Origin of the sequence: Streptomyces sp. HNM0575, from assembly GCF_012726265.1 — a bacterium.
Taxonomy (GTDB): domain Bacteria; phylum Actinomycetota; class Actinomycetes; order Streptomycetales; family Streptomycetaceae; genus Streptomyces.
Genome location: NZ_JAASAG010000011.1, coordinates 59,777 through 81,806, shown reverse-complemented (window position 1 = coordinate 81,806; position 22,030 = coordinate 59,777). Strand labels below are relative to the sequence as shown.

The window sequence follows — 22,030 nt, the reverse complement described above, 5'->3', positions numbered from 1 at the left end:
CGTGCTGGTCACCGGGCTACCGGAGGCGCTGACCGGCACCGAGCTGGGCCGGTGCCGAGCTGGGCCGGTGCCGGTCACTCGTTGGCTGCTCGCGGGCGGTCCCCGTCCTCGTACTGGTCGAAGAGCGGGGTCTGGCGACGGCCGCGGCCACGGCGAGCGCCCGAGCCGGAGCCGGTACCGGAAGCTGCGCCCGTGCCGGACCCCGAGCCGCCGCCGGAATCGGTTGCGGCCGACTCCTCGTCGTTCTCCTGCCCGGTACGCGCGCTCGACGGCGGCTCGCCGCCCACGCTGCTGGAGCGTGCCGAGCTCCATGTGCCCGGGGCCTCCAGATCGACGCCGCGGGTGCTGCGCGGGGCGACCGGCGCGCTGACGTACGTGGGCAGGGGCACCGGCACCGGGTCCCAGCCCCCGTCGGGTACGCGGTCACCGTCGCGCTGCTGGTCCACCCACTCCGCGTGATCCGTCTGCTCGACGAGGGCGCGGCGGTCGACCGCGGCGGGCTCCTCCTTGGGGGCGGCGGCACGCTCGGCGGCCGGCGGCTGCGCGGCAGGGACGCGGTAGGAGCCGGTCCCGGCACCGGCGGTCCCCTCGGACGGGGCCGCCCCGTCGTCGCCGGTCTGCTCTGCGTGCGGCTCGTCGGCCGTCGCCTTCGCACGCCGCTTGTCCATGGTCGCGGCGAAGCGGCGGCGCTCCTGCACCCGCAGGTGGACGATGTACGCGCTCAGCAGCAGCCCGGGCACCCCGGGCGCCCACAGGAAGGCCAGTCCGCCCACGGCCGCGACGATCGTGCCCGCGGTGAAGGCGAGGAAGAGCACCATCGTGGTGCGGCGCCGGCGGGCCAGCACCTTGGCCCGCTTGCTCTTCTGCCGGGCCTTGTCGCGCTCGGCCTTGCTGCGCTCCGCGCCGCCGTCCCGTGCGCCGTCGTCCGCGCCGCCGGAACGGGCCGCGGAGCCGCCGGTGCCGGACGCCTGGGCCGGTGCGCCGAGGAGCTCCGTGGGAACGCTCGCGGCGTCACCGCCCACCATCGTCTTGGGGTCGGCGAAGGCACGTACGTCGACCGACTCCTCGGCGCCGTCCGCGCCATCGGCGTCGTCCGCGCCGTTCCCGTCGTCCACGTCCGGGTCGTCGGCGCCGTCGGGGACGGTCGCGCGGGCGTGCGGTGCGTCGTCGCGCTCGGCGGCGCGGGTGCCGTCGGGGAGCGGGAGATCGCCGTGCCGCTCCGGTGCTTCGCCGTCGCGGCGCTCTGACTCCCGCGCGTAGCGCCGTTCCATCGCCGCCTTGCCGGACAGCAGACGGATGGCGGTGCTGAAGCGTTCCGTCGGACGGGATTCGTTCAGCTCGTCCTGCCTGCGGAGCCACATCGGCACCAAGTAGGCAGCCCAGGCCCCGACGATGACTGCGTAAATGAGGCCACTGCTGTTCACCCTCACACGGTAGAGGGGTTCAGCCGCAGCCATCTGCCAAATACCGCGGTGTGTCGCACGATCAGGCTGATCTCTCCAGGTTTTTCACCGCCGTTGACCCGGAAAACAGCCGGCGTGCTCAATTCCCGTGCGGGCGTGGGGTGTTCGGACCGAGCACCCCAATATCGAACGTCTATCTTATTTACGTGAGGCGCTCGGGAGCGGTGCGGTGCCAGCGGGACAGCAGCCCTTCCGGTACTTCCTCGCTGGTCAGGGCGAAGACGAGATGGTCGCGCCACGCACCGTCGATATGCAGATATCGCGGCCTCAACCCCTCCTCGCGGAAGCCGAGTTTCTCCACCACGCGACGGCTCGGCGCGTTCTCCGGACGGATGCAGATCTCGATGCGGTGCAGTCCGACCGAACGGAAACAGTGGTCCGTGGCGAGCGCCACCGCCGTCGGCATCACTCCGCGTCCGGCGACCTCACGGTCGATCCAGTAGCCGATATGTCCGGAACACATCGAGCCCCAGGTGATTCCCGCGACCGTCAACTGGCCCACGAGACGCGCCTGATGCTCCACCACGAACGGCAGCATCCTGCCCGCCTGCGCCTCCGCGCGCAGATGCCGGACCATCTGCCGGTACGAGGGACGGCTCGGCGGTGTCAGCCCGGGCGGCGCCGGCGGGATGGTCGCCTCCCAGGGGCGCAGCCACTCGCGGTTGCGCTGGTTCACTTCGCGCCAGGCACGCTGGTCGCGCAGCTTTATGGGACGGAGGGTGGTCGCACCGTCCGTCAGCACGATCGGCCAGGACGCGTTCAGTTGAGGTCCCCTCTGGGATGGTCACCGCCGTGGATCTGGTCGACGGCGTGCATCAACAGCCGTCCCAGCACTGCGAGTCCGTCACGCACACCACCGGACGAACCCGGCAGGTTGACGATCAGCGTGCTCTTCGCGACGCCCGCGGTCCCCCGCGAGAGGGCGGCCGTCGGTACCTTGCCGGCGCCCTCGGCGCGGATCGCCTCGGCGATGCCGGGGATCTCGTAGTCGAGGACGCGGCGCGTCATTTCGGGAGTGAGGTCGGTGGGCGATACGCCGGTGCCGCCGGTGGTCACCACCGCGTCGTAGCCGGCGGCGACCGCGGCGGCGAGCACCTCGGCGACCGGTTCGCCGTCCTGGACGACGCTGGGCCCGTCGACGTCGAAGCCCATGGCGGACAGCCCCTCGACGATCAACGGGCCGCCCTTGTCCTCGTAGACGCCGTCGGCCGCGCGGTTCGACGCCGTGACGGCGAGAGCGCGGTACGAGTGCAGTGCGGGGCTCATACGGCGGACTCCTCCTCATCGGACCGGCCGGACCCGGCGGGCCCGCCCGAACGGCCGTCCCGGCCGCGGCCGGTGCCCCGGACGCCGGACCAACTGCCCGCCGGGCGCGTCCAGTTGCCGGACCGGCCGCCACTCTTCTCCTCAACGCGCACATCGGTGACGACCGCCGACTTGTCGACGGCCTTCACCATGTCGACCACCGTCAGGGCCGCGACCGTGACCGCCGTCAGCGCCTCCATCTCCACGCCCGTACGGTCCGTGGTCCTCACCTGCGCCGTGATCTCGACGGCGTCGTCGGCGACCGACAGATCCACCGTCACGCCCGACACCGCGAGCGGATGGCACAGCGGGATGAGGTCGGGGGTCCGCTTGGCGCCCATGATGCCCGCGATACGGGCCGTGGCCAGGGCGTCCCCCTTCGGCAGGCCCTCGCCGTCCTCGCCGCGCAACAGCGCGACGACACGTGACGAGACCAGTACCCGCCCGGAGGCGCGGGCGGTGCGCGCGGTGACGTCCTTCGCGGAGACGTCGACCATGCGTGCCGCCCCGCCCTCGTCGACGTGGGTGAGGTGCTGCTGCTCTGCGCTGCTCATCGTGCTCCCGAAACCGTCCTTGTGACCGGATACGGTACCGGGCCCGGAGCCGCCGGGCTCCGCCACGGCGGCGCTAGTCGTCGAGCGGCACCACGGTCACTTCCTCGCCGGGTGTGACGCGGGTGGTCTTCTCGGGGACGTCGATCAGGGCGTTCGCCTGTGCCAGGGCCGCGATGAGGTGCGAACCGGCGCCTCCGACGGGACGGACCACTCCGGCCGCCTCCCCCGGTGCCGGCGGTACGTAACTGCCGCGCAGGAACTGGCGTTTGCCCTCGGGCGAGGTCAGCGCCTCGTCGCTCTCCAGCCGCGCCCGCGCCGTCTCGCGCCGCACCGACGCACGGCCCATCAGGGCGCGCACCGCGGGACGCACGAAGAGCTCGAACGAGACGTAGGAACTGACCGGGTTGCCCGGCAGGGCCAGCACGGGGGTGCGGTCCGGGCCGATCAGGCCGAAGCCCTGCGGCTTGCCGGGCTGCATCGCCAGCCGCCGGAACTCCACGCTGCCGCTGCCGCCGTCGATCTGCGACAGCACCTCCTTGACCACGTCGTACGCACCGACGCTGACGCCGCCGCTGGTGACGACGATGTCGGCGCGGATGAGCTGGTCCTCGATCGTCGCGCGCAGGGTGTCGGCGTCGTCGGCGACGGCGCCCACGCGGTACGCGATCGCACCGGCGTCGCGGGCCGCCGCGGTCAGCACGAAGCTGTTGGAGTCGTAGATCTGGCCGGAGCCCAACATCTCGCCGGGCTGCACGAGTTCACTGCCGGTGGAGACCACGACCACCCGGGGGCGCGGGCGCACCCTGACGGTGCCGCGGCCGACCGCCGCGAGCAGACCCACCTGCGGCGGGCCGAGGACCGTGCCCGCGCTGAGGACCACCTCGCCCGCCCGTACGTCGCTGCCGCGCGGCCGCACATGCCGCCCCGGCTCCACGGGCCGGTGGACGCGGACCTCGCCGGCGGCGCCCCTCGGGTCGAGGCTGCGGGCGCTCATCGTCTCCACGGGCCCGCCGCCGAGCCCCCCGTCCGTCCACTCCACCGGGACGACGGCCTCGGCTCCAGGCGGCAGTGCGGCGCCTGTCATGATGCGCACGGCCTGGCCGCGCTCGACGACGGGCAGATCGCCCTCGCCCGCCGCGACGTCCCCTATGACGGCGAGCACGGCGGGGAACTCCTCCGAGGAGCCCTCCACATCGGCCGTACGCACCGCATATCCGTCCATCGAGCTGTTGTCGAAGGGCGGCAGGGCCGTGGGCACCGCGACGTCCTCGACGAGCACGCACCCCTGTGCGTCGAGCAGTTGGAGCTCGATGGGCTCAAGGGGACGGATGCCGCCCAGGATGTCGTCCAGGTGCTCCTCGACCGACCAGGTCTCGCTCAAGCCTCACATCTCCTCGGTGACGAAGCCGCGCAGCCAGTCCCGGAACTCCGGGCCCAGGTCCTCACGTTCGCATGCCAGTCTGACAATGGCGCGCAGGTAGTCCGCACGGTCACCGGTGTCGTAGCGCCGGCCGCGGAAGACGACGCCGTGCACCGGGCCGCCGACGGAGGGTTCGGCGGCGAGGGTCTGAAGGGCGTCGGTGATCTGGATCTCACCGCCGCGGCCCGGCTCGGTCTTGCGCAGCACCTCGAAGACCGCGGGGTCGAGCAGATAGCGCCCGATGATCGCGAGATTGGACGGCGCCTGGTCGGCCGGGGGCTTCTCCACCAGGTCGGAGACCCGCACCACGTCCGTCTCGGCGGTGGGCGCCGCGGCCACGCACCCGTAGAGGTGGATGTTCTCCGGCGGGACCTCCATGAGCGCGATGACGCTGCCGCCGTGCTCCTCACGCACCCGCATCATGTGCGTCAGCAGCGGATCGCGGGGGTCGATCAGGTCGTCTCCCAGGAGCACCACGAAGGCCTCGTCGCCGACGTGCGGCGCCGCGCACAGGATGGCGTGGCCGAGGCCGCGGGGGTCGCCCTGGCGTACGTAGTGCATGGTCGCGAGGTCGCTGGACTCCTCGACCCGGCTGAGCTTGGTGGAGTCGCCCTTGTCCCGGAGCACCTGCTCCAACTCGTAGTTGCGGTCGAAGTGGTCCTCGAGCGGGCGCTTGTTGCGGCCCGTGACCATCAGCACGTCGGAAAGCCCGGCCGTGACGGCTTCCTCGACCACATACTGGATCGCCGGTTTGTCGACGACCGGAAGCATCTCCTTCGGCGTGGCCTTGGTGGCTGGCAGGAAGCGGGTGCCCAGCCCTGCTGCCGGAATGACAGCCTTGGTGATCCGTGCTCGGGAAGTAGTCATGTCCCGCACGATAACCGGTGGCTATGTGGCGAAGGTAAGGGTCTGCGCGGATATGTGAAGGTACGCGCGGCCCCGGCGACGGACACGGCGGCCGGCCACGGTGACCGCTCGCGAAACGGAAGGAGTCGGGAGCAGCGGTGGGCGAAATCCACGTTAGTAAGCACGCGTTGCGGGAGAGCATCCTCGCGGTTAGGGCCCGGTTGACGGCGCGCGACGCACAGGCGACGGCGACCGTGCTCGCCGAACGGGCCCTGGAGCTGCCCGAGCTGGCCGAGGCGCGCACCGTCGCCGCGTATGTCTCGGTGGGACGCGAGCCGGGCACGGGTCCGCTGCTGGAGGCGCTGCGCGCGCAGGGCGTACGGGTGCTGCTGCCGGTGCTGCTGCCCGACAACGACCTGGACTGGGCGGTGTACGAGGGCACGGACAGCCTCGTACGCGCCACGAGGGGCCTGCTGGAACCGGACGGTCCGCGGCTCGGCCCCGAGGCGGTGACGGAGGCGGACGCGGTGCTGTTGCCGGGCCTCGCGGTGGACGGGGAGGGCGTCAGGCTGGGGCGCGGCGGCGGCTCGTACGACCGGGTGCTGGCACGGATCGGGGCCGCGGGCGCGCGTCCGGCGCTGGCGGTCCTGCTGTACGACGCGGAGCTGGTCGGCACGGTGCCTGCGGAGCCGCACGACCTGCCGGTGGCCGTGGCGGTGACGCCGTCGGCGATCCACCGCTTCTCGGCGCCGCCGCCGCACCACGGCTGACGCGCCGGGCCACGCGCCCGCCTGCCTTCCCACCCGCCGCGTACCGAAGGAGAGTTGAGGGCCACCCGCCCGGCGCCTCGCGGCGGCGCACCGCCGTCCAGCGGCGAGCGGTGGCGCGTACACATCCACGGGACAGAGACAGGGACACCGCCCCAAATCCCCGCCACACGGCGGCGGGTGGCGGCGCGACCGGCCACAGCCCTGACCGCAACCGGCCGCAACCGACCGCGAGTACGACGTGCGGCGCCCTCGCCGCAGACGCCGTGCCCCGGCGACGCCCGGGCACCTTCCGCAGACCCGAACTCCCCGCCCCCACAGGCGAATCCGCATCGAGCGCCCGCGCAGCGTGGCGCACCGTTGCTTGGCGGGCGCGGGCTTCGCCGCGCCTCCGGGCCCGAAGGGCCCTACGGCGTGAGGGCCATCTTCTCCTCCGTGCCCTTCTCCACCGCCCGCTGGCTGAACGCCCATGGCAGCAGCGCGCCTTCGGACCACTTGTCCATCTGGTCCACGTAGTGCGGGTTGTACGCGTGCCCCGAGGCGCCCGTGAGGTTTATCCAGCGGGACTTGTCGAAGTCGTCGAGGTTGACGACCATCCGCATCGACGGCGCCCAGATCACGTCGTAACCGCCCGCGGCGTTCCAGCCGGTGGCGTCGACGGCGTCCTTGCCGCCGCCGAGGTCCCAGGGCCCGCGGTTGAGCAGGAACTGCATGAAGCCCGGACCGTCGGTGCCGATGGTCTGGTTCTTCAGCATCAGATGGTGCAGTCGTCCCCAGCTCCAGGAGTCGATGTCCTTGCCGAGCTTGGACGTCAGCTCCCAGCGTGCGTTCTTCATGGCGTGCGCGAGGAGTTCGTCGCGGTTGCGGTCGCCGGCGCGGCCGTTGTTGCCCGGCGTCTTCCACCAGTCGCTGTGCTCGTCCTTGATGAGGTTGCGTACGACCTCGTACCAGCGGTCGCCGCCGTCGGGCTGCGCCGAGGCCGCGTCCCGCATGCCGCACTCGCGCACCAGGCGGGTGTTGCCGTCGAGGTCGTCCACGGGCCCGGACTCGTCGGAGGGCCGCACGTTGAGGCAGTCGCCCTTGACCCGCAGCTCCTTGGGGAGCTTGTTGCCGAAGGCCAGCAGCAGCATGTTGCGCCAGACGGCGTTGAAGTACGCGGCGGGCGCGGAGTCGCGCTCCTGCGTGTAGTCCCAGCCTTCGAGGAGTTGCTGGGCCTCGCGCACGTACCCGTCGTCTATGTTGATCTTCAGCAGGTACGGCACGAGCAGCTTGGCGATCTCGCTGCTGTTGTCCATCTGCATGGTCTGCATGTCGCCCATGGAGATCTTGCCGCCGTCCGCGATCTTCGAGCTGATCAGGTCGTTGATGCGCTGGCTGCGGGTGCCGTAACCCCAGTCCTTGGTCAGCATGTAGGGGTACTTCTTCTCGTCCACGACGGCCTGGTTGGCGGTGACTATGTATCCGCGGTCGGGGTTGTACTCCCAGGGCAGCGCCTTCTGCGGCACGTATCCCTTCCAGCGGTAGCGCGGGTCCCAGCCGGGCGCCGGGTAGCGTCCGTCGCCCTCGCCTCGCACGGGGATGCGTCCGGGCGCCTGGTAGCCGATGTTGCCCTTGGTGTCGGCGTAGATCAGGTTCTGCGAGGGGACCGCGAAGTCGCGGGCGGCGGCGCGGAATTCGCCGAAGTCGGACGCACGGTCCAGCTCGAAGACGGAGTCCATGGTCTTGCTGGGCTTCAGCGCGGTCCAGCGCAGCGAGACGCCGTAGCCGTCGCCGCGGTCGGGGGCGGCGTTGTCCACGGGGGACTCCTCGCCGACCTTGCGCAGTTCCGAGTCGCGGTCGGAGATGACGGGGCCGTTGCCGGTCTCGCGCACCGTTATCCGGCGGTTCTCGCCGCCCGCGACCTTGATGGTCTCCTGGCGGGTCTTGTACGAACGGCGCCTGCCGTCGTACAGGTAGCCGCCGTCCTTGAACTTCTCCAGATACAGGTCGGTGACGTCCGCGCCGAGGTTCGTCATGCCCCAGGAGATGTCCTGGTTGTGGCCGATGACGACGCCGGGCAGCCCCGCGAAGGTGAAGCCGGAGACGTCGTACGGGCAGGACTTGGTGACCGTGCGGCAGTGCAGGCCCATCTGGTACCAGATGGACGGCAACTGGGGCGCGAGATGCGGGTCGTTGGCCAGCAGCGGCTTGCCGGTGGTCGTGTACTTCCCGGAGACCACCCAGGAGTTGGAGCCGATGCCGCTGTTGCTCGGGCCGAGCAGCGAGGGGATCTTGTCCAGTCGCGTGGCGAGGGAACTGAGCTGCGAGCCCGCCTTCCGCACGGCCTGCTGCGCGGCCGTGCCGCCCGGCGAGGAGGCCGAACTGCCCTCCGGATCGAACTTCTTGCTCTTCGGATCCACCGCGCCCTCGGTGACGGGCTTGTTCCGCCCGGCCGGGTAGTCCGGATACAGCTGGGCGATCTGGTCGCTGGTGAGACGGCCGGCCATCAGCGCGCGGTCGATCTCCGACGACATGTTGGCGCGCAGGTCCCACGCCATCGCCTTGAGCCAGGCCACGGAGTCGACCGGGTCCCACTTCTCCGGCTTGTAGTCGCCGGAGATGTCGAGCGCGGCGAATTCGAGGGACGCCGCCGAGCCCGAGTGGTCCTTGAGGTAGGCGTTGACGCCCGCCGTGTACGCCTTGAGGTTGTCCTTGCTCTCCTTGGACAGCCCCGCGTATTCGCGTTCGGCGACCCGGCGCCAGCCGAGGGTGCGCAGGAAGGCGTCGGTCTTCACCTGGCCCGCGCCGAACATCTCCGACAGCCGCCCGGACGTCATGTGCCGGCGTACGTCCATCTCCCAGAAGCGGTCCTGTGCCTGCACGTATCCCTGCGCGGTGAACAGGTCGCTCGAACTGTCGGCGTACACCTGCGGGATGCCCTCTCGGTCCCGCTGCACGGTCACCGGGTCCTCCAGGCCCTTCAGCTTCAGCGAACCGGTGGTCTGCGGGAAGGAGTCGCGGACGGTGCTGATCGTCCAGAAGGTGCCGCCGCCGATACCGGCCACGAGCAGCAGCACGACTGCGATGACGATCAGACGGGCGCGTCGTGAGGTCTTCTTGGCGGGCATCGCTGTCCTTCGAGGGCAGGGTGGACCTTGGGCGTGCGGAACCGGTGACTGAGCTGACGGAGCCACGCCGGACCAACCATAGGCGGAGCCGGAGCGGCACTACACAGGGAGTCATCGCCGATCCGTCCGCGACATTCAAGCAATGGTAAATTGTTAGCCACACGAACGAACTGGCGGATCTGGAACGGACTTCGCGCTTCGACCTAGAGAGAGGATCTGCCCCTGAGTGTCGACCGCCTCAACCACCTGCTCCTACTCAGCACCCTGGTCCTGCTGTTCGCGGTCGCGGCGGTAAGACTCTCCTCCCGCAGCGGGCTGCCGAGTCTGCTCGTCTATCTCGGCATCGGCATCGCGCTCGGACAGGACGGTCTGGGCGTGGAGTTCGACAACGCCGAGCTGACCCGCACCCTCGGCTACGCGGCGCTGGTCGTGATCCTCACCGAGGGCGGGCTGAGCACCAAGTGGCGTGAGATCCGCCCGGCCGTGCCGTCCGCCGCCGTGCTCTCCACCGTCGGCGTCGGGGTCAGCGTGCTGGTCACCGCCTCCGCCGCGCACTTCCTCATCGGTCTCGACTGGCAGGCGGCGCTGCTGATGGGCGCCGTCGTCTCCTCCACCGACGCCGCCGCCGTCTTCTCCGTGCTGCGCAAGGTGCCGCTGCCGAAGCGGCTGGCGGGCGTGCTGGAGGCCGAGTCGGGGTTCAACGACGCACCGGTGGTAATCCTCGTCGTCGCCTTCTCCCGGGTCCCGTTCGCGCCGGAGAACCGGTATCTGCTCGTCGGCGAGATCCTGCTGGAGCTGGCCATCGGGCTGGTCGTGGGGCTGGTGATCGGCAGGCTCGGCGAACTGGGCCTGGGCAGGGTGGCACTGCCCGCCTCCGGTCTCTATCCGATCGCCGTGATGGCGCTGTGCGTGCTGTCGTACGCGGGCGGCGCGATACTGCACGGCTCCGGTTTCCTCGCGGTCTACGTCACGGCGCTGATCCTGGGCAACGCGAGACTCCCGCACCGCCCTGCCGTACGGGGCTTCGCCGACGGGCTGGCGTGGATCGCGCAGATCGGGCTCTTCGTGCTGCTGGGCCTGCTGGCCACGCCGCACGACCTTCTCGACGACTTCTGGCCGGCGATCGGCGTCGGGCTCGCGCTGACCCTCGTGGCCCGCCCGCTGTCGGTGGTGGTCAGCCTGCTCCCCTTCGGGCGGCGACTGCGGGACCAGGCGCTGATCTCCTGGGCGGGGCTGCGCGGTGCGGTCCCCATCGTGCTGGCGACGATTCCGCGGGTCGCCGAAGTCCACGACAGCGAACGCATCTTCAACATCGTCTTCATGCTCGTGATCATCTTCACCGCGGTACAGGGACCGACCCTGCCCTGGGTCGCGCGCAAGCTGAACCTCAGCGACAGCGAGGAACCACTGGACGTGGACATCGAGTCCGCGCCGCTGGAGAGGCTGCGGGGCCATCTGCTGTCCGTGGCGATCCCGAAGCACTCCAAGATGCACGGCGTCGAGGTCACGGAGCTGCGGCTGCCGCCGGGCGCCGCCGTCACGCTGGTCGTGCGGAACGGCAGCAGCTTCGTACCGCTGCCGACGACGATGCTGCGGCACGGCGACGAACTGCTGGTCGTTGCCACGGACGCGGTGCGCGACCAGACCGAGCAGCGGCTGCTGGACGTGGGACGGGGCGGCAAGCTCGCGGGATGGCTGCGGGACACCCCGCGCAGGAAGTAGCCGGGTCGGCAACGGGGGCCCGGGGTGCGGATACGGCCGTTATCCTCCTGCCCGTAAGGGAATTCACCGTTCCCGCCTGACGCAGGGCTGGCGCGCCCGCAGGTGCCGCGCGAGAGGACAGCCTTCGGCGCGGTCGGCGTGCGCTACCAGGCGGCAGAGAGGCTCGGCCGTGGCAACCCCGGCCACAGAGACGGGAGACCGCCGTACGGGCTCCGGCCACGGATACGGCGCCCTGCTGCGCACGCCCGGCGCATGGCGCTTCCTGATACCGGGCTTCCTGGCCCGCCAGCCGATCGCGATGCTCGGCGTCGGCACGGTGCTTCTGGTCGAGCACACCACCGGCTCGTACGGGGCTGCGGGCATCGTCATCGCCCTGTCCGGGGTCTCCATGGCGCTGCTCGCTCCGCAGGGCGGCAAGCTCGCCGACCGGTTCGGGCAGGGGGTGGTGCTGGTCCCCTACGTACTGCTGCACGCGCTGTCGGTCTCGGCGCTGATCGCGCTGGCGCTGGGCGGGGCGCCGCTGTGGACGCTCTTCGCCGCCGCGGTGCCCGCCGGGGCGAGCATTCCGCAGATCAGCCCGATGGTGCGGGCCCGCTGGTCGGCATCCCTGCGCGGCACGGGCGGGGCAGGGGACGACGGGGACGGCGGAGACGACAGGGACGACGGGGACGGCGGGGACGGCGGAGAGACGGGCGCGGGGGACGGGACGGACCGGGACCGGGACGGGGTCGGGGTCGGGGCAGGCCAGGCCGGGGGCGGCGTACGCGCGAAGGGCCGGGCGGAGGGTTCGCGAGGCTCCTCGCTGATGACGACGGCGGCGGCCTTCGAGTCGGTGACGGACGAGTTCAGCTTCGTCGTCGGGCCCGTACTGACGACGGCCCTGTGCACTGCGGTGCACCCGGCGGCCGGACTGGTTGCGGAGGTCGCGCTGATGCTGGGCAGCGGGCTGCTCTTCGCGGCCCAGCGGAGCACCCAGCCCGAGGTGCGCGGCTCCGCGCGGCGCGTGCACGGGGGAAGCGGCAGCCGCGAAGACGGTGGCCGTGGGCTCGATGAACGCGGGAGCGAGGAACGCGGGAGCGAGGAGCGTGCGGCCGGTGAACGCGGGAGCGTAGAGCGCGACGGCGACGGCGCCCGGTCGACGCCCGGTGCCCGGTCGGCGCCCGGCGTCCAGTCGTCGCCCGGTGTCCGGTCAGCACTCGGCGTCCGCGGCGTCCGCGTCCTCATCGCCGTACTGCTCGGCATCGGCACGGTGTTCGGCGGCATGCAGGTGTCGGTCGCGGCGTTCACGGAGGCCGCGGGCGCCCCGGAGCTCAACGGCGTGCTGTACGGCGTCTTCGCGGCGGGCAACATGTCGGCCGCACTCGCCGTGGGGACGGTGCGCTGGCGGCGCAGCGCCGACGTCCGGCTGCTGATCGCCTACCCGTTGCTCGTCCTCGCCGCGCTCACGCTGGCGGTGACGGCCCAACTCGCCCCGTGGCTGTCCCTGTTGGGCGGCCTGGGGCTGTGGCTGGGGCTGTGGGTCGCCCCCTCCATGATCACGGGCTTCACGCTGGTCGAGCTGCTGGTGCCGGCGGCCTTCCGTACGGAGGCGTTCACCTGGCTGACCGGGGCGGTGGCGCTCGGGCAGGCCTCGGGGTCGATGGCGGCGGGCCAGCTGACGGACGCCGCGGGCGCCGGCGCGGGCTTCTTCGTGCCGCTCGCCGGTACGGGGCTCGCGCTTACCGCTCTCGTCCTCTTCCGCCGGCGGCTGGCCGTCGGCGCGGACGAACGGTCCCACGCGGGTGGGGTGGATCACCGTCCAGCGGTCCCAGTGGACTGAGGCGCGGGAATGCTGCACTATGGAGCGTCGTTAGCACTCACCGAGTAAGAGTGCCAGGAGGAGAACGTGCCGACGTACCAGTACCAGTGCACCGAGTGCGGCGAGGGCCTCGAGGTGGTGCAGAAGTTCACCGACGATTCGCTGACCGAGTGCCCCAGCTGTGAGGGCCGCCTGAAGAAGGTGTTCTCGGCGGTCGGCATCGTCTTCAAGGGCTCCGGCTTCTACCGGAACGACAGCCGCAACTCCTCCTCGGGCGGCAGCAAGTCCTCCGCCGGCTCCTCGGACTCCTCGTCCGGCGGCAGCGGCGACTCGTCGTCGGGTTCCGGCTCGTCGTCCTCGTCGTCCTCCGATTCGTCTTCCTCCTCGTCCTCGGACTCCAAGTCCGGATCGGGCTCCTCGGACTCGTCGAAGTCCGGCTCGTCGTCGGGTTCGGGTTCGTCCGGCGGCTCCAAGAGCACGACCAAGGCGGGCACTTCGGCGGCTTGAGCCCCGGGAGAGCCCTGCTGGAACCCTGCTGATCCGAGATGCCGCGGCCCCGCGAGGGCCCGGTCCGGGCGGCCTGAGACGGCTCTTCGCGTGCCCTGGTGGCCGGTCTCGACCGCCCCCGGATTCCGGTCTCTGCCGGCCTCACGTTCCGGCAGCGCACGCAGACCGGCGCCCCGTAGGGTGACCGGCATGAGTGAACAGGCAGAGATCGGCGTCGTCGGGGGTTCCGGCTTCTACTCCTTCCTCGACGACGTGACCGAGGTCACGGTCGACACCCCATACGGCGAACCTAGCGACTCGCTCTTCATCGGCGAGCTGGCCGGACGCCGCGTCGCCTTCCTGCCGCGGCACGGCCGCAAGCACCATCTGCCGCCGCACCGCATCAACTACCGCGCGAACATGTGGGCGTTGAGCTCCGTGGGGGCCCGGCAGGTGCTGGGCCCGTGCGCGGTCGGGGGCCTTCGCCCGGAGTACGGGCCGGGCACGCTGCTCGTGCCGGACCAGCTGGTGGACCGCACCAAGTCGCGGGCGCAGACGTACTTCGACGGCGAGCCGCTGCCCGACGGCACGACGCCGCACGTCGTGCACGTGACCTTCGCCGATCCGTACTGCGAGAGCGGGCGGCAGGCTTCGCTGGCCGCCGCGCGCGAGCACGACTGGGAAGCGGTGGACGGCGGGACGCTGTGCGTGGTCGAGGGCCCGCGCTTCTCCACGCGGGCGGAGTCGCTGTGGCACGCCGCGCAGGGCTGGTCCGTGGTGGGCATGACGGGCCACCCGGAGGCCGTGCTCGCCCGCGAACTCGGGCTCTGCTACTCGTCGTTGACGCTCGTAACGGACCTTGACGCCGGGGCGGAGAGCGGCGAGGGGGTCTCGCACGAAGAGGTGCTGCGCGTGTTCGGGAAGAACGTCGGACGCCTGCGGAACGTGCTCTTCGACGCGGTGGCGAAGCTCCCCGAGAAGCGTGACTGCGGATGCGCGCAGGCGCTAGGCGGCATGGACCCCGGCATCGAACTCCCGGGCCTGCTGGACTAGCCGGTCGGCAGCCGCGCCGCCTTCGGGTGACGGCTTCATCCACAACTGCCTGGTTTTCCACAGAACTGGGCTGATTTCTGCGGCGACTTCACGATGCGTGCAGTCTGGCTCCGGAAGATCGGACGGAATCTCCGGGGCTCTGACGGCAGGCGGTGATCGTGATGGCCCGGCACTTCGGCTCGCACGGCGACAACGACGGCAAGGGCGGCAACAGCCGCAACGGCGACGGCGTGCACGGCGCGGGCGGACGCTGGGGCGGTGACGGTGACGGTGACGGTGGCGGTGACGTCGGCGGCGGTGGCGGCAGCGAGGCGCGCGATCCGCGGTACCAGGGCTTCCGCCATCGCTCCGGATCCGTCCCCGGCCCGCATGCGGTGGCGGATTTCACACCGGTGCGTCCCGGGTCACGCGGAGGACACCGTCTGCGGCGGCTCACGCACGGAAAGCGACGCGTCACGGCCGCGGGGCTCGCCGTCGCCGCGGCGGCCCTGTCGGCTCAGATCGCCCGCGGCGACCGTTCCGGGCCTGCTCACACCGAGGCCGGACGGGCCTCCGCCCGGGTTCCGACTGCCGCCACGTCCCGGGGCGTTGGACGCCCGCCGAGCGCGCGGGAGCATTCGGCCACGGCCTCGGCCGGGGTCTCGGCACCGGTGCGGATCGCCGACGCCGCGACGGTACGGCTGCTGCGCCCGGGAGACCGGGTCGACGTGATCGCCGGCGCGGACGGCACCGAGCCCGCCAGGGTCGTGGCCAGGGGCGCGCGGGTGGATCGATTGCCCGGGTCCGTGGAGACTGGGCCGGTCGGTGCAGAGGACAACGGCGCGCTCGTCGTGCTCAGGGTGCCCCGCAGGACGGCGACCGCGCTCGCGGGCGCGGGGGCCGCGGGCAGGCTGGCGGTGACGCTGTGCTGATCCCCCGCTCCGGCCGCCCCGCGTGCCGCGGTGCGTGCCTCACAACTCCGGACGACGAGAGACAGGTCGTAGAGCGTGTCAGCTGTGGAAAGCGAGAAGAAGGGCCTGCTGACGGGATTCAAGGAATTCCTGATGCGGGGCAACGTGGTCGAGCTGGCGGTCGCGGTCGTCGTCGGCACGGCCTTCAGCAAGATCGTCGACTCCGTCGTCAAAGGCCTGATCAACCCTCTTGTCGGTGCGATAGGCACGAAGGACCTGGAGAAGTACAGCTCCTGCCTGAAGGAGCCCTGCCAGACCAACCCGACGACGGGCGAGGTGACGAGCGGCGTCCCGATCAACTGGGGCCCCGTGCTGAGTGCTTCGCTGACGTTCCTGATCACGGCCGCGGTCGTCTACTTCCTCATGATCCTTCCGATGACCAGGTACAAGGAGCGGCTGGCCGCGCGGAAGGCCACGCCGGAGGCGCCGCCCGAGGTGAGCGAGGTCGATCTGCTGACGGAGATCCGCGATCTGCTGGCCGACCGGCGCGACGGCTCCGGGACCGCGGCAGGCTCGCTCGGGCAGCAGCGCGGCGGGGACGACGGGCGGCAAGGGGTGAGCACGGAGAAGCGGTAGCCGAGCCGGCGGACCGTCGCTCTGCCGGCTGCGATACGGCTCTTGGCGGTGCGGCCGACAGCGATGCGGCCGACAGCGATGCGGCCGACAGCGGCGCGGCGGACGGCCGGGCGACTGACGGCGGTACGGCCGTTGGCAGTGCGGCCGAGGGCCGGGCTCAGAGGTGGTGCGGCGGCTTCTCCTCAAGGAAGCGAGCCAGGTCCGCGTCGGCCTCCCCCTGCCGCGAGCCGCGGGGCCCGCTGCCCGTGGCCGTACCGCCGTCGCCGGACCGGGCCTCGCCCCAGCCGCTGTCGGTGTCGTCCGCCGAGCGCATGCTGAGCGGATCGTCGAACTGGAGCCGTGCGGCGGGGTCGTCGGGATGCTGCGGACCGGTGGTCATGCAAGAAGGGTACGGCGTCCCTGAGCACCTGGTATCCATGCCGTATGACTGCTCCTCAGGACGCTCTGACGGATGTGCCGGGCATGCGGATCGGCCATGCGCAGCGGGCGGCGGACGACCGTCCGGGATGGCTGACCGGCACGACGGTGGTGCTGGCTCCGGAGGGCGGCGCCGTCGCCGGTGTCGACTCCCGTGGCGGCGCCCCCGGCACCCGGGAGACCGACGCCCTGGATCCGCGGAACGTCGTGGAGCGCATCCACGCGGTGGTGCTCACCGGTGGCAGCGCCTTCGGGCTCGACTCGGCCTCGGGCGTGGTGAGTTGGCTGGAGGAGCAGGGGCGCGGCGTACCGGTGGGGCCGGATCCGTCGCAGGTGGTTCCCGTGGTTCCGGCGGCCGTCCTCTTCGACCTCGGCCGTGGCGGCGACTGGCGGGCCCGGCCGGACGCGGCTCTGGGGCGGGAAGCGGTGGAGGACGCGGCGTCCGCGGAGCCGGGAGCGCCCGTGCGGCAGGGCAATGTCGGCGCGGGCACGGGTGCCGTGGTGGGCGGCATGAAGGGCGGGACGGGCACGGCGAGCACCGTGCTGGCCTCGGGAGTCACCGTCGGCGCGGTCACGGCTGTGAACGCGGCGGGCATGGCCGTACATCCGGGCACGGGCGTCCTCTACGGGGAGTTGTGGGACGACCGGCCTCCCCCGGTGCCCGGGGAGAGTACGCACACGGAGGCGCAGCGCCGGCTGGCACAGGCGCGGGAGGAGACGCGACAGCGGTCCGCGGGTGTGCTGCGTCCGCCGCTCAACACGACGCTGGCGGTGATCGCGACGGACGCGGTGCTGACGCGTGCCCAGGCGCGGAAGGCTGCGGGGACGGCCCACGACGGGCTGGCCCGCGCGGTTCGGCCGGTCCACCTCATGCACGACGGCGACACGGTCTTCAGCCTGGCCACGGGCGAACGCGCCCTGGCCGACGGGGAGTTCAACGATCTGCTGGCCGCGGCGGCGGACGCGCTGACCAGGGCGATGGTCAAGGCCGTGCTCGCCGCCGAGGGAGTGGACGGTCCGGGCGGCGTCTTCCCGTCCTACCGGGACCTGTACGGGCGGCCCTAGTCGCCCGACCGCCGTCCGCGTTCGTGCGGCTCATGGCGTACGGACGGAAACGGGTGCCGTACGGGCGGCAGGTGCCGTACGGGCGGCGCCCGCCGGGGCCGGAGCCCGGCGGGCCACGTCCGAGCAGGCGCCGGTCAGGCGGGCACGGCCGTGCCGGCGGTCTCCTCGCGCTGCTCGTCCTGCGACCCGCCGCTCCGTGCGGCAGGGGTCCCGGCGCCGGAACTCCTGCGCTCCCGGGCTCCCTTGAGGAGTACGACGAGACCGGTGGTGACGGCCGTACCGACGGCGATCGCCAGGAGGTACTGCAACGGGGAGCCGATGAGCGGCACGACGAACACACCGCCGTGAGGTGCCCGCAGCGTGCTGCCGAAGGCCATCGTCAGTGCGCCCGTCACGGCACCGCCCGCCATGGACGAGGGGATCACTCGCAGCGGGTCGGCGGCGGCGAAGGGGATGGCGCCCTCCGTGATGAAGGAGGCCCCGAGCACCCAGGCGGCCTTGCCGTTCTCGCGCTCAGCGGTGGTGAAGAGCCTGCCGCGTACGACGGTCGCGAGAGCCATGCCGAGCGGCGGCACCATTCCGGCGGCCATGGCGGCAGCCATCACGGTCAGGCTGCCGTTGCCCGGGTCGGAGGTGGCGATGCCTCCGGTGGCGAAGGTGTAGGCGACCTTGTTGACCGGGCCGCCCAGGTCGAAGCACATCATCAGCCCGATGAGGAGCCCGAGCAGTACGGCGTTGGCGCCGGTGAGGGAGCCGAGCCAGTCGGTCATGGCCTTCTGCGCGGTGGCCACCGGCTTGCCGATGACCACGAACATGAGCGTGCCGACGACGGCCGAGGACAGCAGCGGGATCACCACCACGGGCATGATGCCCCGCAACACGCGTGGTACGTCGATGCGTTGGATGCTCCTCACGAGTGCGCCCGCCAGGAGACCGGCGACCAGTCCGCCGAGGAAGCCGGCTTCGATCTGGACGGCCACGGCGCCGCCGACGAAGCCCGGCACCAGTCCCGGCCGGTCGGCCATGCCGTAGGCGATGTATCCGGCGAGCACCGGCACGAGGAAGCTGAAGGCGAGCTGCCCGACCTGGTTGAACAGGGCCGCCCAGCTGTGGAGTTCGGCCCATGCGAAGTGGTCGGCGACGGACTTGGCGTCGGTGATGTGGTAGCCGCCGACCGCGAAGGAGATGGCGATGAGCAGACCCCCTGCGGCGACGAACGGGACCATGTAACTCACGCCCGTCATCAGCCACTTGCGAAGGCGGGTGCCGTAACCGTCACCCGGTTCTCCCGCGCGGTCCACGGGTGCGTCAGCGCCGCCCCCCGTGCGGGTGGCGGTCCCGGAGACCTCTCCGCGTTCGGCCTTGGCCCGTACCTCGGCGACGAGTTCGGCGGGACGGTTGATCGCGGACTTGACGCCCGCGTCGACAGTGGGCTTGCCCCCGAAGCGTTCCCGTTCGCGGACCTCCACGTCGTGCGCGAAGATCACGCCGTCCGCGGCGGCGATGACGGCCGGGTCCAGGCGCTCGAATCCCGCGGATCCCTGTGTCTCGACGGTGACTTCGGCACCGGCTTCGCGCCCGGCGCGCTCCAGGGACTCGGCGGCCATGTACGTGTGGGCGATCCCGGTGGGGCAGGAGGTCACGGCGACGATGCGGAAGGGGCGGCCCGAGGCGCCGCCTTCGCTCTCCGGCCCGCCCCCGGTGCCCGCCGGTTCCGGGACCGGCTCCGGTGCCGTCCCGGGCTCCGCTTCCCGCTCCGAGGCCGGCTTCGGCTCCGGCGTCGGCTCGGGTGGGGTCTCTTCTGGGGTCTCGTCCCCCGGCGATCCGGCTTCCGGGCTTCCGGCGTCGTCCGCCGTCGCGTCGCCGCGTATGAGGGCCGCGGCCCGTTCGGGGTCGGCGACGGAGCGCAGGACCCGGGCGAAGTCCTCGTCGGCGAGGTGCCTGGCGAGCCGGGAGAGTATGCCGAGGTGGTCGCTGTCGGCCCCGTCGGGTGCGGCGATCAGGAAGATCAGGTCGGCCGGCCCGTCCTCGGCCCCGAAGTCGACGGGTGCCGCCGCGCGGCCGAAGGCCAGCGTGGGTTGGGTCACGTGTGCGCTGCGGCAGTGGGGTATCCCGATCCCACCTTCGAGTCCCGTGGGCATCTGGGCCTCCCTGGCGGCCACGTCCTCCAGGAATCCGTCGAGGTCGGTGATCCGCCCCTCGGCGAGCATCCGCTCCGCGAGCGAACGTGCGGCTTCGTCCTTGGTGTCGGCGGTCAGGTCGAGGTCGACCAGCTCCGCTTTGATCAACTGGCTCATCACACGGCTCCATCGGCGCTGTCGGGCAGGGGACGGCTCAAGGGGTGGTGCACGTCGTGGTCCGGGCCCCGGCCCGGGCCCCGGCCCGGGCCCTGGTCCTGGTTGTGGTCCTCGTTCCGGCCGCGGTGGTCCACGGGGTGGTCCAGCGGCCGGCCGAGGGGATGGTCGAGGGGTGGTTCTGCCGTCACTGTCACCTGGCCGGGACGGAGATCGGCGGGACGTGGCATCTCGCTGCCCGGCAGTTGCACCGCCGCCAGACCGTGTGCCACCGCGGGGGCCAGGGCCCGCGGCCCGGCGCCGCCGGCGCCGAGGAATCCGGCGAGCGAAGCGTCACCGGCGCCCACATCGCTGCGTACGGGGACGGACGGTGCGCTGCCGAAGTACGTTCCGCTCGCGTCGACCAGCAGTTGCCCGGTGGCTCCGAGGCTGGCGAGTACAGCTCCGGCACCGGCGCCGCGCAGTTCCTCCGCGGCCTTCACCGCGTCGCCCACGGTGGCCAGGGGACGGCCGACGGCCTCGGCGAGTTCGCCGGCGTTGGGTTTGATCACGTCCGGCCGCTCCCGCAGGGCGGCGCGTAGGGCGGGCCCGGACGTGTCCAGGGCGATGCGTACGCCGTGCTCGTGCACGCGCGCGACGAGCCCCGCGTACCAGCCGGGAGGCAGCCCGCGGGGAAGGCTGCCGCTGCACACGATCCAGGAGGCCCCCGCACCTGTGGCGCGTTCTCCCGCCGCCTCCAGCAGCGCCTCGGCCTCATCGGCGCTGAGCTGCGGACCGGGCGCGTTGATCTTGGTGAGGCTGCCGTCGGGTTCGGCCAGCGAGATGTTGACACGGGTCGACTCGCGTACGGGCACACCGGCCACCTCGATGCCCCTGCGCCCCAACAGCTGGGCGAGCAGGGCGCCTTCGGGCCCGCCGAGCGGCAGCACGGCGACCGTGCTGCTTCCCGCGGCGGCCAGGGCACGAGAGACGTTGACGCCCTTGCCGCCGGGGTCGACACGGTCCGCTTCGGCACGCAGCACGGCTCCGCGGGCCAGCCCGGCGATCTCGTACGTACGGTCCAGGCTGGGGTTGGGGGTGACGGTGACGACGGCACCGGCAGGACCGGCAGTACCGGCCGGACCGCCGGTCTCCGCAGCGTCCTCCTCGCCGGAGGCGCGGGAGGCCGCGGGCCCCGGGCCGTGCTCTGCCTGGTCGCCGCTCATACCCGCCTCACCTCCGTCCCCTTGCTCTCGATCGCGCGGGCGTCCTCCGCGGCGAGGCCGGTGTCGGTGATGAGCAGGTCGACGTCGTCGAGGCCGCCAAAGCGGGCGAAGTGCTCACGCCCGTACTTGCTGGAATCGGCGAGCAGCACGACCCTGCGCGCTGCCGCCCTCACCGCGCGTTTGACGGCGGCCTCGGCCAGATCGGGGGTGGTGAGGCCGCCTTCCAGGGAGAAGCCGTTGGTGGCGAGGAAGAGGAGGTCGGCGTTGATCTCGCCGTAGGTGCGCAGGGCCCACGCGTCGACGGCGGCGCGGGTGCGGTGACGTACGCGGCCGCCCACGATGTGCAGGTCGATCCCCGGATGGTCGGCCAGCCTGGCGGCCAGCGGGAGGGCGTGGGTGACGACCGTGAGCGCGGCGTCGACGGGGACCGACGCGGCGAGGCGTCCGGTCGTCGACCCGGCGTCGAGGAGGACGCTGCCCTCGGACGGCAGTTCACCGAGGGCGGCCCGCGCGATGCGGTCCTTTTCGTCGGGGGCGGCGGTTTCGCGTTCGTTGAGGTCGGGTTCGAAGTCGAGGCGGCCTGCGGGTATGGCGCCGCCGTGCACACGCCGGATCACGCCGGCCCGGTCGAGGGCCTTCAGATCACGCCGTACGGTCTCGGCCGTGACCTGGAACTCCTGCGCGAGCGCGAGCACTTCGACTCGGCCTCGCTGCTGTGCGAGCCGGAGGATCTCCTGCTGGCGCTCCGGTGCGTACATGTGGCTTCGGTTCCGTTCCATGCCCGGACGTGTCACTTCGCGGGCACGTTACGGCCGCCGAAGCGGAAAGTAAACACATCCGGGCACACCTGGGCGCGAGAACGGACACACACGGACACCGGAGGGAGGCGAAGATCCGGGCAGAGAAGAGTCCCGGCGCTCGGGGGAAGGCACCGGGACCCGTATCTGAAGCGGCTCGGCGGCCGCTGCTCACCGCGCGCTCAGCCGTCCGTACACCGCGCAC

Annotated in this window: 19 protein-coding genes; 8 read left to right on the top strand and 11 right to left on the bottom strand. The window is 72.0% G+C overall.

What is annotated here, in order from left to right:
• Positions 1-74: 74 nt before the first annotated feature.
• The 6 genes from glpR to galU form a co-directional block, all read right to left on the bottom strand.
• A complete protein-coding gene (gene glpR / locus HCC61_RS24305; protein WP_169138840.1) occupies positions 75-1,424 on the bottom strand; it encodes a gephyrin-like molybdotransferase receptor GlpR in 1,350 nt (449 codons plus the stop codon).
• A 181-nt stretch (positions 1,425-1,605) separates the two neighbouring features.
• Positions 1,606-2,208, bottom strand: a complete 603-nt coding sequence (locus HCC61_RS24300; protein WP_346777378.1) for a GNAT family protein — start codon at positions 2,206-2,208, stop codon at positions 1,606-1,608.
• 14 nt (positions 2,209-2,222) lie between these two features.
• Positions 2,223-2,729, bottom strand: a complete 507-nt coding sequence (locus tag HCC61_RS24295) for a MogA/MoaB family molybdenum cofactor biosynthesis protein (protein WP_169138838.1) — start codon at positions 2,727-2,729, stop codon at positions 2,223-2,225.
• The gene (gene moaC, locus HCC61_RS24290) at positions 2,726-3,322 is read right to left on the bottom strand and encodes a cyclic pyranopterin monophosphate synthase MoaC (protein ID WP_169138836.1); all 597 of its coding nucleotides are present in this window, start codon (positions 3,320-3,322) and stop codon (positions 2,726-2,728) included. The genes HCC61_RS24295 and moaC overlap by 4 nt, the downstream gene beginning before the upstream one ends.
• A gap of 73 nt (positions 3,323-3,395) precedes the next feature.
• Positions 3,396-4,703, bottom strand: coding sequence for a gephyrin-like molybdotransferase Glp (gene glp / locus HCC61_RS24285; RefSeq protein WP_169138834.1), 1,308 nt, complete (start codon positions 4,701-4,703; stop codon positions 3,396-3,398).
• A 3-nt stretch (positions 4,704-4,706) separates the two neighbouring features.
• The gene (gene galU, locus HCC61_RS24280; RefSeq protein ID WP_169138832.1) at positions 4,707-5,609 is read right to left on the bottom strand and encodes a UTP--glucose-1-phosphate uridylyltransferase GalU; all 903 of its coding nucleotides are present in this window, start codon (positions 5,607-5,609) and stop codon (positions 4,707-4,709) included.
• Positions 5,610-5,755: 146 nt separating this feature from the next.
• Here galU and HCC61_RS24275 point away from each other — a divergent pair, with 146 nt between their 5' ends.
• Positions 5,756-6,358 (top strand): 5-formyltetrahydrofolate cyclo-ligase, encoded by a 603-nt coding sequence (locus tag HCC61_RS24275; RefSeq protein WP_169139164.1) that lies wholly within the window; start codon positions 5,756-5,758, stop codon positions 6,356-6,358.
• 404 nt (positions 6,359-6,762) lie between these two features.
• On the opposite strand, the gene HCC61_RS24270 is transcribed toward HCC61_RS24275, so the two are convergent.
• A complete protein-coding gene (locus tag HCC61_RS24270) occupies positions 6,763-9,462 on the bottom strand; it encodes a penicillin acylase family protein (RefSeq protein WP_169138830.1) in 2,700 nt (899 codons plus the stop codon).
• A gap of 216 nt (positions 9,463-9,678) precedes the next feature.
• Here HCC61_RS24270 and HCC61_RS24265 point away from each other — a divergent pair, with 216 nt between their 5' ends.
• From HCC61_RS24265 to mscL, 6 genes are all read left to right on the top strand, one after another.
• Positions 9,679-11,184 (top strand): potassium/proton antiporter, encoded by a 1,506-nt coding sequence (locus HCC61_RS24265; RefSeq protein ID WP_169139162.1) that lies wholly within the window; start codon positions 9,679-9,681, stop codon positions 11,182-11,184.
• Positions 11,185-11,353: 169 nt separating this feature from the next.
• Positions 11,354-13,003: an MFS transporter gene (locus HCC61_RS30925; protein WP_346777366.1), complete on the top strand. Its 1,650-nt coding sequence runs from the start codon at positions 11,354-11,356 to the stop codon at positions 13,001-13,003.
• A 66-nt stretch (positions 13,004-13,069) separates the two neighbouring features.
• Entirely contained in the window at positions 13,070-13,489 is a 420-nt protein-coding gene (locus HCC61_RS24250) for an FmdB family zinc ribbon protein (RefSeq protein ID WP_169138828.1), read from the top strand.
• Positions 13,490-13,678: 189 nt separating this feature from the next.
• Complete coding sequence (locus HCC61_RS24245) at positions 13,679-14,521, top strand: S-methyl-5'-thioadenosine phosphorylase (RefSeq protein WP_169138826.1); 843 nt, start codon at positions 13,679-13,681, stop codon at positions 14,519-14,521.
• Positions 14,522-14,682: 161 nt separating this feature from the next.
• Positions 14,683-15,432 carry a hypothetical protein gene (locus tag HCC61_RS24240; protein WP_240969255.1) on the top strand — a complete coding sequence of 250 codons (750 nt, stop codon included), beginning with the start codon at positions 14,683-14,685 and terminating at the stop codon, positions 15,430-15,432.
• Positions 15,433-15,516: 84 nt separating this feature from the next.
• Complete coding sequence (mscL, locus tag HCC61_RS24235) at positions 15,517-16,047, top strand: large conductance mechanosensitive channel protein MscL (RefSeq protein WP_169139158.1); 531 nt, start codon at positions 15,517-15,519, stop codon at positions 16,045-16,047.
• A gap of 157 nt (positions 16,048-16,204) precedes the next feature.
• Here the strand turns inward: mscL and HCC61_RS24230 are convergent, their stop codons facing one another.
• Positions 16,205-16,426, bottom strand: a complete 222-nt coding sequence (locus HCC61_RS24230; RefSeq protein WP_169138824.1) for a hypothetical protein — start codon at positions 16,424-16,426, stop codon at positions 16,205-16,207.
• Positions 16,427-16,470: 44 nt separating this feature from the next.
• On the opposite strand from HCC61_RS24230, the gene HCC61_RS24225 reads away from it, so the two are divergent.
• On the top strand, positions 16,471-17,529 hold the full coding sequence (locus HCC61_RS24225) for a P1 family peptidase (RefSeq protein WP_169138822.1): 1,059 nt from the start codon (positions 16,471-16,473) through the stop codon (positions 17,527-17,529).
• A gap of 134 nt (positions 17,530-17,663) precedes the next feature.
• Here the strand turns inward: HCC61_RS24225 and HCC61_RS24220 are convergent, their stop codons facing one another.
• The 3 genes from HCC61_RS24220 to HCC61_RS24210 are packed head-to-tail and all read right to left on the bottom strand — an operon-like array spanning position 17,664 to position 21,786.
• A complete protein-coding gene (locus HCC61_RS24220) occupies positions 17,664-19,826 on the bottom strand; it encodes a fructose-specific PTS transporter subunit EIIC (RefSeq protein WP_169138820.1) in 2,163 nt (720 codons plus the stop codon).
• Positions 19,826-21,028 carry a 1-phosphofructokinase gene (gene pfkB / locus HCC61_RS24215; RefSeq protein ID WP_169138818.1) on the bottom strand — a complete coding sequence of 401 codons (1,203 nt, stop codon included), beginning with the start codon at positions 21,026-21,028 and terminating at the stop codon, positions 19,826-19,828. The genes HCC61_RS24220 and pfkB overlap by 1 nt, the downstream gene beginning before the upstream one ends.
• Positions 21,025-21,786: a DeoR/GlpR family DNA-binding transcription regulator gene (locus HCC61_RS24210; RefSeq protein ID WP_169139156.1), complete on the bottom strand. Its 762-nt coding sequence runs from the start codon at positions 21,784-21,786 to the stop codon at positions 21,025-21,027. The genes pfkB and HCC61_RS24210 overlap by 4 nt, the downstream gene beginning before the upstream one ends.
• Positions 21,787-22,030: the final 244 nt, after the last annotated feature.